Genomic DNA, 13873 nt, shown 5'->3' on the forward strand with positions numbered 1-13873 from the left:
TTCATGCTAGCCTCCAGATTTAGTTGTTTGCACACTAATTATGGCTCTGGCGTCAAGCTAACCCACGATACTGGAGGCTAGCACCTCGTCGGGGTCATTATGTCTAAGCATCAAGGAGAGTAATGTGTCAGATTGGATTTTTGGTAAAAATGGTCAAGCAACAATGATTTTAAATGACGATTGCATTCGTAATAACCGAGGCCAAGTCATAGCTTGGTTAAACGGAGACAATGTGCATTCACTTCGTGGTCAGCATGTTGGCTGGTTTGAAGCCGGAGTGCTATACGACAATCGTAATCAGGCTTTAGGTTTTCTACGTAATTCCACAGGGTATCTACCTAGTCGTCCAGGCATTGGTGGTACTCCGGGAACACCTGGTTTTGCGGGCAGGCCCGGTAGACCGGGTCTTGCGGGCGCACCCGGAAAACCGGGTCGGGGCGGTTGGTCTCAAAACGATCTGGCCACCTACTTCAATGCTTAAAAAAGCAAACAATCACCACCGCACAAGGCGGTGGTATAGGATTTGCAATTAAGGGTGCCACTGCGTGGCTGGGCCTACATTACAGCGTTAGAGGTTTTCAATGGATTTCGATTTCGACTCAATGGATCGAATAGAAAAGGATTTTTCAGGTTTATTCGTAACACTCTCCATGACTCAGAGAAAAATCAGAGAACTACTAGCTGAGCACTCTGATGGGAAAGTGCTCAAAGGAGATGAGCTAGTAGGATGGCTAGGTGAAATTTACACAAAGATTGCTGTAGGTGGTTACCTTGTAGATGACAGCTTCGAGCATGATGTTGAGACAATTACTGGAATGGCCATATCGGTTAAAACTCGTCGTGGTACTAATAGTGGATGGACTCGAACTAGCTCGATCCCAAACATTGAAGGGGAGGAAATCCCCACACACTTGATGTTTGTGCATCTTAATGAGGATTATGTTGTTTCTGAAATGTGGTTATATCCTTGGCAAGATTTGCTAGAGCAAGAGCGCTTTAGGAAGCACATAGTTCGTGGAAATTTCCGGTCTTACTATATGTTGGTAAACCCAACCAAGGATCAAAGGTACAAAGTCTATGCCAGCAACCTCTAACAAGCGTATGTTGTCAGATTAGTTCCGCTGCACTCCAAATCAGCTGCAAACGCGGGAGTTAGCCCATAGAAATCGTAATGCAAAACTCACGTGTTAGAGCTAAAGAACTAACTCGAAATTGCCCCATTCCTTGCCAGAACGGCTCAACATAAAAAACCATAGTCAGGTGATTTGACCTACTTTTTCTAAGCTGTGTAATGTCTACTCGCTAGGGTGGAGACTTTTATTGAACAAGTTACCATTTTCGATCGTATAGACACCTAAAGAGTCAACATGGCTCAAAAACATGAATTACGAATTGCCGACGAGATGATAAAATGGAAGCAGTGTTATTATTAACTGACCAATATGGACTAGCAATTTATTGGATACTACTCGGTTACTGTGCGCTGAAGAGCGGATGGCTACCTCTTTTTGCTAGTTACGTAGCATACCTAGGTTCTCTTGACATCGAGTACGTCGCAATTGTTACTCTCTTGGGTGGATATCTCGGGGACGAACTACGGTTTATTCTAGCTAGAATCTACGGACCTCGCTTGCTTACTGCGAAAGGACGACTTTCCAGTGCACTGCAAAAGGCTAGATGCCTAGCAGAGAAGTACGATACCTCTTATATATTCATTTACCGATACCCAAAAGGTATGCGAACAATTGGGGCGTTGCCTATTGGACTGACGGACATTACCTGGATGAAATTCACTTTATTTAACTTTGCTTCAGCACTGACATGGACAACAATTTTAGTCGGTGGTGGGTACCTCTTTGGGTCAGCTTTTGAGCGGCTAGGAATTGAATCACTAACAAATCTAAGTCTTTTTCTGATGGTTGTTTTCTTGATAACTTTGTATAAAGCAACAAGCTCATTTATAAAACACAGCACCTAATGTGTGTTCCCTTAGCTGAGAACTTTGGCCCAAAGCGCCTTTTTTTTGTTGAATTATGCTCGTATCTTTTTTTCAATATTTCTTTGTACAATCCTCGATTATTTCTTCTTTACGTTGTTAACATTTCAATGCTTACTACGAAGTTAAAACGTTAATGAACAATAGCTATCAAATAATGATTGACTCTGGAGTAATATTCAAGGTGTATAGTTGGATGTATGGGCATCGTATTCTACAGATGCACCCATCTAAACCGTGAACTTCCTAGTTTCTAGCCGAGGACGTAATTGGAACAAGGTTTCCGATTGTCGAATAGAGCCTACTTTTAACATCATACCAAGGACGACTTATGAAATTTATGGAACTTAAAATCCCCCCACTAATACAACTTTCAATCTGCTTTTTGTTAATGTTCATGGTAAGTAGCGGTGCACTAACAGATGGAGCCTTTACCATTCGATTTGCGTTTTGGGTGGCAATAAGTATTACAGCTGCGGTTGTTAGCTTGTTAGGGGTGTGGGAGTTTAAGCGCCATCAAACTACTGTGAACCCAATGGATCCTGAATCTTCCGGCAGCCTTGTACGTTCTGGAATATATCAGTATTCAAGAAATCCAATGTATCTTGGTTTTTTGCTGTTTCTTTTCGCTTTTGGGATTCTATTAGGGGATGTCAAATCTCTATTCATTGTCCCACTATTTTTTTCCTACATGACAATTTTCCAGATCATACCTGAAGAGAGAGCGCTCCAAGGTCTATTCGGTAACGAGTACAAACAGTATCAACGGGAAGTTAGACGATGGTTATAGAGGTTCGTAGTTTATAGAGCGAGTGCCTAGAGTATTATGCTCAAGGCACTCAGCAAGGAGTTATGTTTACTCTAATTCACTTTGCACTAAGTCATAAAGCTGTTGAGAGCCAAAGGTTTCTAGAGGTTTTCCATTGACAAAAAAAGTGGGGGTTTTCTGTATCCCTAGGGACTTAATATCGGCAGTATCTTGTTCAAGCACTCTTATTAAGTCTGGGTCCTTCATATCTTCACGGGCTTTAACGATATCCAGCCCAGCTTCCTCTGCAATTTCCCAGGCGGTAGATAGGCTAGGACTGCCGTGAGAGGCCCAAGCGTTTTGTCTTGCCAACAAAGGTACCAGTACCTCATTGTAAATCCCTTGACGTCGCGCTGATTCAAGCATTAACACCACTTCGTCCGACCCCTTGTGAAAGGCAGCATAGCGCAACACGAGTCGGATATCATTTGGGTTTTCGTCCATCATTTTCTTAACAAAAGGGTAGAAAGCTCTGCACGCCTCACAAGCAGGGTCAAAAAATTCGACGATGGTGACTTTTGCTGATTCAGGGCCGAAACTTGGTGAGTAAGTCCTCTCAAGTTTATTATCTGTTGTAACAGTGCCACCACTGCTTTGTTGCTGATACCAACTAAACATAAAGGCTGCAAGTAATAAGCCCATTAGTAAAGTGATAGCAATTACAATCTTGTTCTTATTCATCATCCTTTTTTTCCTTTAGTTGATAGATGGTTGCTGACAGTAGTAGTAAGATCGCCACAAGAAGTAACGATAAACCCCAAATAGACAGGTCAGTAAAAGTTATATTTCCATATAGTGGTGAAGGTGTACCACAAGGACCTTTAGCTTCAAACATAACAGGCATCCAAATATCAAGAGGCAGGAAACTCGGAAATGGAGAGCCGAAACCGCATGTTGATAGTTTTTGTCCTGTTTCAACTAGATGATTATCCCACGAAAATAATAAAGATAAACCAGCTCCAGCCATCGCTAACAGCAAGGTTGATATCTTAGCAACGGCATTGCCCTGGGCAAATAGATGTAGTATTCCAGCCACTCCTATAAACAGAATAAAGAGCCGTATTTGTACACAATTCGCGCAAGGCTCGAAACCCAAAATATATTGCGTAAAAAGTCCGAACAGCTCCATGCCCACACTGGACAGAAGCAAGAATAACCCAACTAGGGTTGAGTTGGTTAGTGTTTTCAAAATACCTCCAAGGATTCAGAAAGTTAATTTGCTCTGTAATATCATCGAGACAACTTACTATGGATAATATTCGTTGACTACTGCCTCAGGAGCCTTAAACCATTCGCCACGACAATCAAACTTGCTCCAACGTCTGCAAATACAGCCATCCACATGGTACCAATCCCAACAATAGTTAAGCCTAAAAACAGAGCTTTGATTGCTAGAGAAAATGTGATGTTTTGAACCAGTATTTGGTGAGTACGTTTAGAGAGGCCAACAAATGCGGGTATTTTGCGAAGGTCATCATCCATCAAAGCAACGTCAGCTGTTTCGATTGCTGTGTCTGTACCCATCGCCCCCATAGCGAAACCTATATTTGCGGCAGCCAGCGCTGGTGCGTCATTGATGCCATCTCCAACCATGCCAATAGTTCCTTTACATGCATAACGCTCTATAAAGCGATGCTTGTCTTCTGGTAATTGATCACCATGCGCTTCATCTATACCTACTTGTGTCGCAACGGCGGAAGCAGTATGCGGATTGTCCCCTGAGAGCATGATCGTTTTAATACCCAGATCGTGAAGCTGCTGAATAGCAATGTGACTGCTTTCTTTTACAGTATCAGCTACGGAGAAAAGCCCCATTACATGGGAACCGTTGTGGAGTAATGACACTGTCTTTCCTTGCTTTTCATAAAGTTGGATCTCAGCTTCTAATTTCCCTGATATCTTAAAGTGTTCTTCCGCTAATTGGCGATTTCCAAGATAGTATCTCTGCGCATTAACGACTCCAGAAACTCCAGCACCTGCTACTGCTTCAAAGTTTTCTACATCTACGCTTTCTTGCGCTGACAGCGCTTTGGCTATCGCAGTTGAAACAGGGTGGTCAGAGAGATTGGTCAGATTGAATGCTATTGAATAAACAAGCTCCTCGTTCAAACAATCAAGAACCACAGAGTCAACTAGTTTTGGTTTTCCATGGGTGATCGTCCCTGTCTTATCTAACGCAAGTGCTTCAAGTTTTCTGCCCTGCTCTAGGTACACTCCTCCTTTAACTAAAATACCTTTACGGGCAGCTGCGGTAAGGCCGCTAACAATTGTGACTGGGGTTGAGATTACCAAAGCGCAAGGACATGCGATTACAAGCATGACAAGTGCTTTGTATATCCAGTCGAACCACGTCCCAAAACCCATTAAAGGTGGTAGCACGGCGACTACGAGAGCTAAAGCTATGACTAGTGGTGTGTAAACTTGAGAAAAACGATCTACGAAACGTTGTGTCGGAGCTTTAGCTCCCTGTGCCTCTTCGACAGCATGAATAATGCGTGCAAGTGTCGTATCATTCGCCACAGCTGTTACAGTATACTCAAATGAACCTGCCTGATTTATAGTCCCTGCATATACAGGATCTCCCGCTACTTTATCAACTGGCATACTTTCTCCAGTAATCGGTGCTTGATCAATAGTAGTTTGCCCTTTAACGACTTGACCATCGAGACCAATTCGCTCCCCGGGTTTTACCCTGATTCGCTCGCCAAGTTGAACGATCTTAGCATCGACTTCTTTCCAAGAAGCGTCCGGTTGTTTGACCATGACAGTATCAGGAGTCAAGCTCATCAGTGAGCTGATGGCATTTCTTGCTCGGTCTAGGGATTTTGCTTCCACTAACTCCGCAATAGTGAACAATACCATCACCATGGCAGCTTCTGGCCACTGACCAATGATAAACGCACCGGTAACGGCAATACTCATCAATGCATTCATGTTGAGATTGGCGTTGCGTATAGCTATCCAGCCTTTTTTGTAAGTTGTAACCCCGCAAGACAACACAGCTATCAATGCGAGCGCGGCCTGAATCCATACAGGCATCTCAGCCCAATGTGCAGCTTCAGAGCCTATTGCTGCAAATGCGGCGAAAGCTAACAGCCAAAACGGTTTTTCCGAGCCACTTTTATGCTCATTTACGTTATTAGTTGGCTGGTCATTGTCAGAGATGGTTGGTTCAAATCCAAGTGAACGAATCGAAGAAAGAATCTCCTCCAAAGAGCCTTGGGAGTGAGTCACTGTAAGGACTCTTTGCATTAGATTAAACTCAAGGCTCTTAACCTGCTCCATTCCCCCTAATTTTTTTTGAATTAGTTGCTCCTCAACAGGGCAATCCATTTGCATAATGCGAACTTGCGTGCGGATATTGTCTCCTACTACCTCAGATCTAGATAAGCTTTTAAGCTCCTCGTGTGAGGACGTACAACACGAACTACTAATATTTTTGCTAGGCTTCTGTTCTAACTCCGACTGTAATTTATTGTTCGTACAATCACTTGTCACTGGGGTCTCAACGCATGTTGAAGCACAGTATGATTTGCTATCAGAGTTGACTTTTTTACTTGTGGAATCGCTCATTTTAACCATCTCTTTAATGGACTATAATTACATTAAAAAGCCTGATCCCACTACAGGGTCAAGAAATAGAGAGGTATCAGTGAAAATTGGAGAACTTGCTCGGAAAGCAAACTGTCCTGTTGAGACAGTGCGCTACTATGAAAAACAAGGGCTATTACCAAAGGCGAAAAGAGAGTCTGCGAACAATTACCGTTATTATGCTGCTATCCATCTTGAGAGGCTCTTGTTTATACGTCGCTGTCGGGCGTTGGATATGACTCAAGATGAAATACGAACATTATTGCAAATTATGAGCTCAGACAGCACATCGTGCTCTGCAATAGTGCAGGTTATTAGTGAGCACTTAAAGCATGTACAAGAGCGAATCAAAGAGCTAAAACTGCTAGAGCGTGAACTCGAGTTACTCAAGAGTGAATGCGGGTCTGGACATGAGCTGCACGAATGCGGGATTGTAAAAAAGCTCAAGACCAACAAAAACACTAGTTCCATCTCTATAAGCAAAAATGGTCATTTAGGTGGTGTTCATTAGACCGATCTGCATTAACCATACTGGACACATCACTAAGCGATTTTCTAATACGAAAGTTATCCGCATTTCTCTAATTTAAGTGATTACTCTAACAAGGTTTTGTCCAAAAACGTTTTAGAGATTGAACAATCTAAATTTTCTTCCGACACCTTTCTTAACTCTTGCGTTCGATACGACCCAACTTTTCGGCGAGCGGTTTCGCCGAAATACCATGGGCGACTAAGCTAAACAATACCGTTGTACTTACCACCAAGGCAATGAAACTAGAGTGCTCAACTTGCGCGTCAATCACTAATACAGCAAAAGCAAGGCTGGCGAGTCCTCGGGGACCAAACCATCCCATAAATAGGCGCTCCCTAGTCGGTACGCGAGTACCGATAAACGCACAGTAGGTTGGGAGCATGCGAATCACGGTGAGACTGGCTACGGCATAAGCCACGACTTGCCAAGACATATGGTCAAACAGTGTGCCTAGTAGGGTTGCGCCAAACAAGATCCAAGTGAACATGGCGAACAGCTCGGCCATACCTTCGGTGGCTAGAACCAATTGGTGAGTCTTTTTTGACAGCAAATAACCAAATAACAAGCCCCCTGAAAAAGCGGCGATGTATCCGCTGCCATGGAACGTTTGAGCGACATAAAAACTCGATAACGCAATCGCCATCACCGTGACTTGCACCCAAACTTCGCTTAACCACTGTCTTGCTGCGCTGGCTTCAAGTAACTTGGCGCCAATAAACGCGAAGCTGAGACCAACGACAAGGCCAATGCCAACCTCTTCTGCCACTAGGTATAGGCCATATCCTAAGGTGACGCCCTCTGATGCAGGGTTGGAAAGGGTCAGCAGAATCAGCAAAATGGGAACGCATAACCCATCGTTGAGCCCACTTTCAATGTTTAATCCTTCTCTTACGGGGGCGGGGACCTTTGGATTGCTAACGACGGCTTTTCCTAGCGCGGCATCGGTGGCCGCGAGCATAGTGCCCAGTATTGCTGCTTCGATCAGCGTTAATTGGTTAAAGAACAAAGCCGCCACGATGCTGCCTAACACTATTGCGCCTGGTAGACCGATCAGCAGCATTCTTGATGGGTATAAGATCTGAGTTTTAACGACTTTTAGATTTGAGTGTGCGGCATCAGAAAACAAGACTAAGGCTAAGGTAATGTCGACAAGAAAACGTAAGTCGGTCGGAGTGGTGCCAGAGCCAATCAGCCCCAGACCACTCGTGCCTAATACCCAACCTATGGCAATAAATACCATCGGACCAGATAGGATGGTGTCTTCCAGTTTTGCGGCCAAAATTGAATATAGGAATACCACAATAAAGAGAACCCCTAGGGTGGTATAAATTGCGTCTATATCCATGAATTAGCCTTATCTTTAGAGGCGATTACAAGTCTTAATAGTGTAAAGGTAGCCAACGCGACATGCACGCCTCTAATCAAAGAAAAGACTAATAAAGTCAGAGTAAGATCAGTGCGTTAAATGAGTTTACTCATACATGAGTTTCTCTGCGGCTTGCTGGTCAAAGGTCGCCAAGGTTTTTCGTGCCAAATGACGCAGAGGCAGCGCGCGGATGATCTCTTCAAACGGTTGTACCGCAAACGCCCAAAACACCGAACAATCAAAAATCAGTACCAACACCGCACACAGCGGAATCGAAATCATCCACTGCCCAATAAAGTTAATGCGAAAGACGTCTTTTGATTTGCCGAGCGCACGCAAAATATTGCCATGGACCGTATTGTAGCCACGAGCGATAGGCAAAATAATATACAGCGGAGCGATAGCGGCAAGCGCGATGTAGGTGGACTCTTCTAGATGTGGGTACACGTTGGCAATGACTAGGCTCATCACTGCAAATAGACCGGCGACAACAAAAGAAATCCCCACAGCGATATCGATACTGATGTTGATATTTTTACTGAGATCGGTGAGGTTTTTAGACCCAATCGCTTGGCTAATGGTTATGGCCGATGACTGAGACCAAGAACCCACAAACTGCGTTCCAGAGCGAAGCCAAGGAGCCACCAAGGTGATCGCAACATACGCATAGATATCGAGTTGGGTGTACATCAACTGATACATGTTTGCGCCCAACATTAATATTGTGACATTTGCGGCTACGGGAAATATTTCATGAAAGTGCTGCTTAATGTTTTTCAACATAGCGCTATTAAGAACGATGCGAGATAGCGAAACAGCAGGGCTGCGCTTTATGGATAAGGCCAAAAAGAGAAGCCGCGCGGATATGGCTAGCACACTCCCTATTGCGGCACCTTGCACGCCCAGTCCTTCCATTGACAGGTTGTTGGTTAGACTAAAACCGTAAATAAAGCAGTAAGACAAGCCAGCGTTTAGGGGTAACTCAATCAAAAAACCTTTAAACGGTATTTTGCTTTTGCCTAATCCATTGAGCAGGGCAATCATTACCTGCGTGATAGCGGTTAGTACGACCAGATATTTAGAGATCCCAAGGTAGTGACCAATCTCTATTTGTAACTGTGAGTCGCCGGTGAGCGCAGTGATTAACGGTTGGTCAAAAAGTGTCAGTAAAGTCCAAAATAGGGTAGCGACCGAACAGTTAATGAGAAGCCCTGCCCAAAAGGCTTTGGATAGGGTTGTTTGAGATTGCGAGCCGACGGCACGACTCAATACCAATTGGCTACCGTTGGCCAGCGCCATCTGTATGGCCAGCATAACGGCTAGAATGGTGCCAGAAATACCCATAGCAGCCAATGGGATTTCCCCAAGTGGCGAGACCATAAAGGTATCAATAAGCAACATTGATTGCATTAATAGACCGTTAAGGGCTAACGGCCACGCAAGAGAAAAGTTCTTTTTAACGTAAGGTTGAGACAGCAGCATTCAAACCTTGTCCATACATTGGGTAGCAATAAACCATCACCTTATAGCGATGGTTTATTATCTACGAATGATTATTTCGCCGAAAATGTAACCGTGTATTCACCGATTCCTTGGTAGTTAACGGTGGTTGGTTGATCAAATTCGAATTCGACGATCCCGCAGTAAGACCCAGTGATCATCGCTTCACCTTCTTTAAAGGTGACACCACGTTGAGTCATTTCGTTAATCAGCCAGTAAATAGGGCGCAATGGCATTGTGTTTGGGTGCGTGCCGTCGAAGGTTTGAACCTTGTCACCATGAGTTGCGGTAATGGCAATCTTACTTGCATTAAACGCTGTTTCTCGGTCGATTTCTGGGCCAATAAACAGACCTTGGTTGACTAGACCATCAGCCAGTCTTTCGAAAAACTCAGCGTCGCTGTCGTCAGCAAAACGTGACTGGATAAGCTCCAGCGCCATGTGGCACGAGCCAATTGCCGCGTCAATTTCGCGCTCAGTGTATCCGCCTTCTTTAGCTGGCAGGTCTTTTGCCAATACAAACGCGATTTCAGGTTCGATGCGCACAACGCCGTTGTCAGCAAAAAGCTCACACGTATCGCCTGATTGAACATCGGCAGCAAAGATTGGCGCGACAACAAATTTGTTTTCCGCTAGAGGTTGTAAGCATTTCCAGCCTGCAACGGTACTTGGGTGGATGTCAACCATCGCTGATTGGATGGCCAGCGCGTCGTCTAGAGATTCTGGACGGATAGACGCGTCTATCCGTGGGGCTTTAGTGCCTGCAATGCGGCGACTTAGCAGCTCTTGCGCTGCGAGAGAGGAATTATTTGTCATATTATACCACCTTTATTTTTCGCGTAGTTTAAGGAAAAATTTGCCGTTTGGGTAGTTACAGGTAATAAGAGTGTGATGCTGTACTCACCAGAAATAGCCAACCTTGGATACAGAAGGTAAAAAGAGCGGTAATTGAATCGGTAGCGTGATGAGGCTTAATTAAGCACAGCTTTTCGTAATTTCAGCTATTGCATGACATATTGAGAACAAATGTGAAGAATGTATAGACAAAATTTTATATGCATTACAGTCACCTAGGCTAAATTGCATCAACGAAGTGGTTTTCCAAACAGTAACAAAAGAGAGTGAAAACCGTCGCTAACCCACACTCTTCGTTGTTGGTCTGTTGCCCGAAAATTGTGTGCGATAAAATAAGACAATTATTGTAGCTTTGCACACAAGAAATTATGGGAATTCAGGGTGAACATCGCGTTATTGATGGAATACAGTCAAGCCAGTAAGACCCCAATGGTCGAGTTTGAATTCACTAGCTTTGCGGGTGGGCTAGGCTACTAAGTGGTCAATGTTGGGATGCGCGATGAAAACGATTATGCACTGACGTAGGTGCACTTGGTATTATGGCCAGCTTACTGCTTAACTCTAAGGCTGCCGTTCTAACTGCATACATTAAAACCCAGGTCAGTTTACTGTTTCGAGTAAAACAAGGTTGGCTGCAATAAAACAAACAAAGCCCACATTGTATGGGCTTTGTTTTTGTTGGGTTTCTTCAATTAACGTGTAAGCGTTAATAGTTTAAGATTGAGCGCTGCTCGCCGCTTCTAGTTCAGAGATCGTGGTTTGTGATACCAGCTCGCCATCCATGTAATAACTTACCTGCTCGCCGCTTTTCACACCGGTAAGAGTGGCAGTGTCACCATTGTTATATACGATGTCCATTTGGATAGTGTTGTCATCAATTTTGTGCATTTCACCGGTTTGAATGGTGCGATTAGACAGTTCATCAATTGGCGCATCAGTGAGGCTCGGAGCTAGGTCATCATTAATCTTATATTTGGTGTCTACTTTTGAATCAAAAATGTGTGGATTGCCATTTAGAGGGTTACTGCCAGTCCAGAATTCTAGTGAGTTAAACAACACATAGTCAGCCGCTGTGGTGATACCGTACACAGGAGCCAGCAGGAAGTTTACACCTGCACGAGCATAGCGGTTATCAACAACTTCAACGTTAAATTTCATTACCTTACTGGTAACAGCATTGCTACCGATACAACCTGTTAATGACGCTGCTAGAGCTGTAAGACCAATGACTTTAAGTGCGATGTTTTTCATTAAGTTACCTTTTAAATTTAAGATGTTTGGTAGAACGGTTGTAGTATCCATTGGATGAATGAATCAGGCTTATCATTTTGCGCTACATTACAACCATGCTTTGTTTAATCGAAACTGAATCAGTCAGTTTGCTAGAATATGTTTAATTATTTGCGACGCTGGAAACTGCATCGGCTGTGCTTACGCGGTCTCGAGTTCAGAGGTGTAAAACGATTTTTCTACGGCTTTTTCTAGACCCAAAATGAGGAAGATCAGTCCGAAGAACACAACGATACCGCTGAAGTAGCCAGTCATGACCACAGAAGAGCCAAACAAGGCACCGATGATACCCATGGTGACAAATTTACCACCGACCAATGAGATGTATGAGGTCACGCCACGACCAATCTTGTGCAGCTTGGTCGAGCCTTTTTGCTGCCATTTGTTAGCGGCGTAACCTTCTAACCAAATGAAGAAGCTCAAACAAACCTGCATGATAACGCCGACAAGAATTGCGGTGTTAAGACTGTCTACCGTAAACCAAGACCAGTATTGATTAGCAATAACCACTGCAGTGATACCAATGATTGATTTAGTTAGAAACGGAATAGTCGAAGTCATGTTGTCTCTCTTCATATTAGTAGTGATAACGGTTTGCTAAGTTGATTGTTGCCCCTCAGCGAATGAAACCATTTTGAATGATTGATACCATCTATACTTACCATTTTACGCCATCTATTTCGGTAACCTGTTGTATGCAAGTTAACTATGGTTGCATAGCGAGCGTGAGCAAATGTGGTAAAGTGAGTTAAGACGCAATCGCCCGTTGAGTGGTGGCTAAAATCTATTGGTGTAGACACAAGGAGAGTGGTGCGTGGGAAAGCGTGAGTTTGATATTCCAGTAATACATACCAACTATGCAAAAGTCTTAGTGCAGGTGTGTACAGAATTTGGATTGGATCTGCATCAGCTTTTGGAAGATGCAGGCTTGCCAGCAGACCTACTTAATTCTGACAGTGAGTTTATTCCATCGGACTCTATTAAACGTCTTATCTTTTTGGCGTCGACACAGCTAGGTGTTAACAGCTTCATCGAAATATTGAACATGGCAATTGGACAACGGATCCTGCCGGTGATTTTGCATCAATTTAAACGGTATGAAACGATTGGCGATGCACTTAACGATATAAACGCCATCTTTACGGCTGACACACCAAGTAGCTCAGTTTTCTTTTTGCAAGAGCATGGGCAGAGTTGGTTTTGCGTTGAATCTATCGGTAAAAACAACCCCTATGTTCAATGGACAGAAGCGTTTACCATTAGTTATGTTCAACAGCTAATGAGTGCGCTACTCAATCGTAATTGGCAGCCAGAGACCATTACATTGAAAGGTAAAGATGTTGATATTATCAAGAACATGGTGCCAAGTCATTGCAGGATATTCGTCGAAAATCGATACACCAGCGTAAGGATCCCGAACGAGTTGCTGACCAAGCCGATCTCACTGAGCTCTGCGGCATTGGGAGAAAAACCCACTTTGGTGGAGTGGCATACTAGTTTTACCGACAATGTATTTGAAGTACTCAAACCTTACGTAAGAGAGCGTGATTTAACGATCGAATATGCCGCTGAGTTACTCGATTATTCTGTGCGAACACTGCAAAGAAAACTCACGAAGGAAAAAACCTCGTTTCGAAAAATTAAAGACAACTTAGTATTTTCGGTCGCTTGCGAATTAATCGAGGAAGGGCATTCTCTAACGTACGTGTCTAACCAACTCGGTTACGCCAATCTCGCTCATTTCTCGCGAGCCTTCAAACGCATGTCAGGTCTGACGCCCAATGTATACAAGCAAACAGTGAGAAAACCTGTTTAGCTTCAGTTGAGAACGGAGCCTTGGCGCTTCTACTTTTATTGCATTTATCGTGGTTGCTGCTGCTTTGTGCACTAGCAGCTTCGTTTCACGGAATGGGATTCACCCAGTAATTGTATGATG

General features: G+C 43.9%; 14 protein-coding genes. 6 read left to right on the plus strand and 8 right to left on the minus strand.

The window, feature by feature from the left end; translation table 11 throughout:
* Window positions 1-124 precede the first annotated feature (124 nt).
* From ST37_RS00005 to ST37_RS00020, 4 genes are all read left to right on the plus strand, one after another.
* Window positions 125-481, plus strand: coding sequence for a 4-fold beta flower protein (locus tag ST37_RS00005; RefSeq protein WP_084882302.1), 357 nt, complete (start codon window positions 125-127; stop codon window positions 479-481).
* A gap of 100 nt (window positions 482-581) precedes the next feature.
* On the plus strand, window positions 582-1094 hold the full coding sequence (locus tag ST37_RS00010) for a hypothetical protein (RefSeq protein WP_084882303.1): 513 nt from the start codon (window positions 582-584) through the stop codon (window positions 1092-1094).
* A 317-nt stretch (window positions 1095-1411) separates the two neighbouring features.
* Window positions 1412-1978, plus strand: coding sequence for a VTT domain-containing protein (locus tag ST37_RS00015; protein WP_084882305.1), 567 nt, complete (start codon window positions 1412-1414; stop codon window positions 1976-1978).
* 349 nt (window positions 1979-2327) lie between these two features.
* The gene (locus tag ST37_RS00020; protein WP_084882306.1) at window positions 2328-2786 is read left to right on the plus strand and encodes an isoprenylcysteine carboxylmethyltransferase family protein; all 459 of its coding nucleotides are present in this window, start codon (window positions 2328-2330) and stop codon (window positions 2784-2786) included.
* A 66-nt stretch (window positions 2787-2852) separates the two neighbouring features.
* Here ST37_RS00020 and ST37_RS00025 read toward each other — a convergent pair whose 3' ends face one another.
* From ST37_RS00025 to ST37_RS00035, 3 genes are all read right to left on the minus strand, one after another.
* Complete coding sequence (locus ST37_RS00025) at window positions 2853-3488, minus strand: thioredoxin domain-containing protein (protein WP_242426151.1); 636 nt, start codon at window positions 3486-3488, stop codon at window positions 2853-2855.
* The gene (locus ST37_RS00030) at window positions 3478-3993 is read right to left on the minus strand and encodes a disulfide bond formation protein B (RefSeq protein WP_084882308.1); all 516 of its coding nucleotides are present in this window, start codon (window positions 3991-3993) and stop codon (window positions 3478-3480) included. Before ST37_RS00030 ends, ST37_RS00025 begins: the two co-directional genes overlap by 11 nt.
* A gap of 77 nt (window positions 3994-4070) precedes the next feature.
* On the minus strand, window positions 4071-6143 hold the full coding sequence (locus ST37_RS00035; protein WP_143698076.1) for a heavy metal translocating P-type ATPase: 2073 nt from the start codon (window positions 6141-6143) through the stop codon (window positions 4071-4073).
* A gap of 313 nt (window positions 6144-6456) precedes the next feature.
* Here ST37_RS00035 and ST37_RS00040 point away from each other — a divergent pair, with 313 nt between their 5' ends.
* Window positions 6457-6906 carry a MerR family transcriptional regulator gene (locus ST37_RS00040; RefSeq protein WP_084882311.1) on the plus strand — a complete coding sequence of 150 codons (450 nt, stop codon included), beginning with the start codon at window positions 6457-6459 and terminating at the stop codon, window positions 6904-6906.
* Window positions 6907-7060: 154 nt separating this feature from the next.
* Here the strand turns inward: ST37_RS00040 and ST37_RS00045 are convergent, their stop codons facing one another.
* From ST37_RS00045 to ST37_RS00065, 5 genes are all read right to left on the minus strand, one after another.
* Window positions 7061-8272 carry a cation:proton antiporter gene (locus ST37_RS00045; RefSeq protein ID WP_084882313.1) on the minus strand — a complete coding sequence of 404 codons (1212 nt, stop codon included), beginning with the start codon at window positions 8270-8272 and terminating at the stop codon, window positions 7061-7063.
* Between the two features lie 126 nt (window positions 8273-8398).
* Window positions 8399-9775 carry an MATE family efflux transporter gene (locus tag ST37_RS00050; RefSeq protein WP_084882314.1) on the minus strand — a complete coding sequence of 459 codons (1377 nt, stop codon included), beginning with the start codon at window positions 9773-9775 and terminating at the stop codon, window positions 8399-8401.
* A gap of 71 nt (window positions 9776-9846) precedes the next feature.
* Complete coding sequence (locus ST37_RS00055) at window positions 9847-10608, minus strand: hydratase (RefSeq protein WP_084882316.1); 762 nt, start codon at window positions 10606-10608, stop codon at window positions 9847-9849.
* Window positions 10609-11361: 753 nt separating this feature from the next.
* Window positions 11362-11898: a DUF3332 domain-containing protein gene (locus ST37_RS00060; protein WP_084882317.1), complete on the minus strand. Its 537-nt coding sequence runs from the start codon at window positions 11896-11898 to the stop codon at window positions 11362-11364.
* 180 nt (window positions 11899-12078) lie between these two features.
* A complete protein-coding gene (locus ST37_RS00065; RefSeq protein ID WP_084882319.1) occupies window positions 12079-12498 on the minus strand; it encodes a hypothetical protein in 420 nt (139 codons plus the stop codon).
* A 253-nt stretch (window positions 12499-12751) separates the two neighbouring features.
* Here ST37_RS00065 and ST37_RS00070 point away from each other — a divergent pair, with 253 nt between their 5' ends.
* Window positions 12752-13753 carry an AraC family transcriptional regulator gene (locus ST37_RS00070; RefSeq protein ID WP_084882320.1) on the plus strand — a complete coding sequence of 334 codons (1002 nt, stop codon included), beginning with the start codon at window positions 12752-12754 and terminating at the stop codon, window positions 13751-13753.
* Window positions 13754-13873 lie beyond the last annotated feature (120 nt).

This window comes from Vibrio sp. qd031, assembly GCF_002100145.1.
Lineage (GTDB): Bacteria > Pseudomonadota > Gammaproteobacteria > Enterobacterales > Vibrionaceae > Vibrio.

Bases quoted from the DNA above. Each gene is read 5' to 3' on its own strand.
- ST37_RS00060 (WP_084882317.1), bottom strand. From the start codon at position 11,898: ATGAAAAACATCGCACTTAAAGTCATTGGTCTTACAGCTCTAGCAGCG.
- ST37_RS00015 (WP_084882305.1), top strand. From the start codon at position 1,412: ATGGAAGCAGTGTTATTATTAACTGACCAATATGGACTAGCAATTTAT.
- ST37_RS00055 (WP_084882316.1), bottom strand. From the start codon at position 10,608: ATGACAAATAATTCCTCTCTCGCAGCGCAAGAGCTGCTAAGTCGCCGC.
- ST37_RS00020 (WP_084882306.1), top strand. From the start codon at position 2,328: ATGAAATTTATGGAACTTAAAATCCCCCCACTAATACAACTTTCAATC.
- ST37_RS00065 (WP_084882319.1), bottom strand. From the start codon at position 12,498: ATGACTTCGACTATTCCGTTTCTAACTAAATCAATCATTGGTATCACT.
- ST37_RS00045 (WP_084882313.1), bottom strand. From the start codon at position 8,272: ATGGATATAGACGCAATTTATACCACCCTAGGGGTTCTCTTTATTGTG.
- ST37_RS00050 (WP_084882314.1), bottom strand. From the start codon at position 9,775: ATGCTGCTGTCTCAACCTTACGTTAAAAAGAACTTTTCTCTTGCGTGG.
- ST37_RS00025 (WP_242426151.1), bottom strand. From the start codon at position 3,488: ATGATGAATAAGAACAAGATTGTAATTGCTATCACTTTACTAATGGGC.
- ST37_RS00010 (WP_084882303.1), top strand. From the start codon at position 582: ATGGATTTCGATTTCGACTCAATGGATCGAATAGAAAAGGATTTTTCA.
- ST37_RS00035 (WP_143698076.1), bottom strand. From the start codon at position 6,143: ATGCAAATGGATTGCCCTGTTGAGGAGCAACTAATTCAAAAAAAATTA.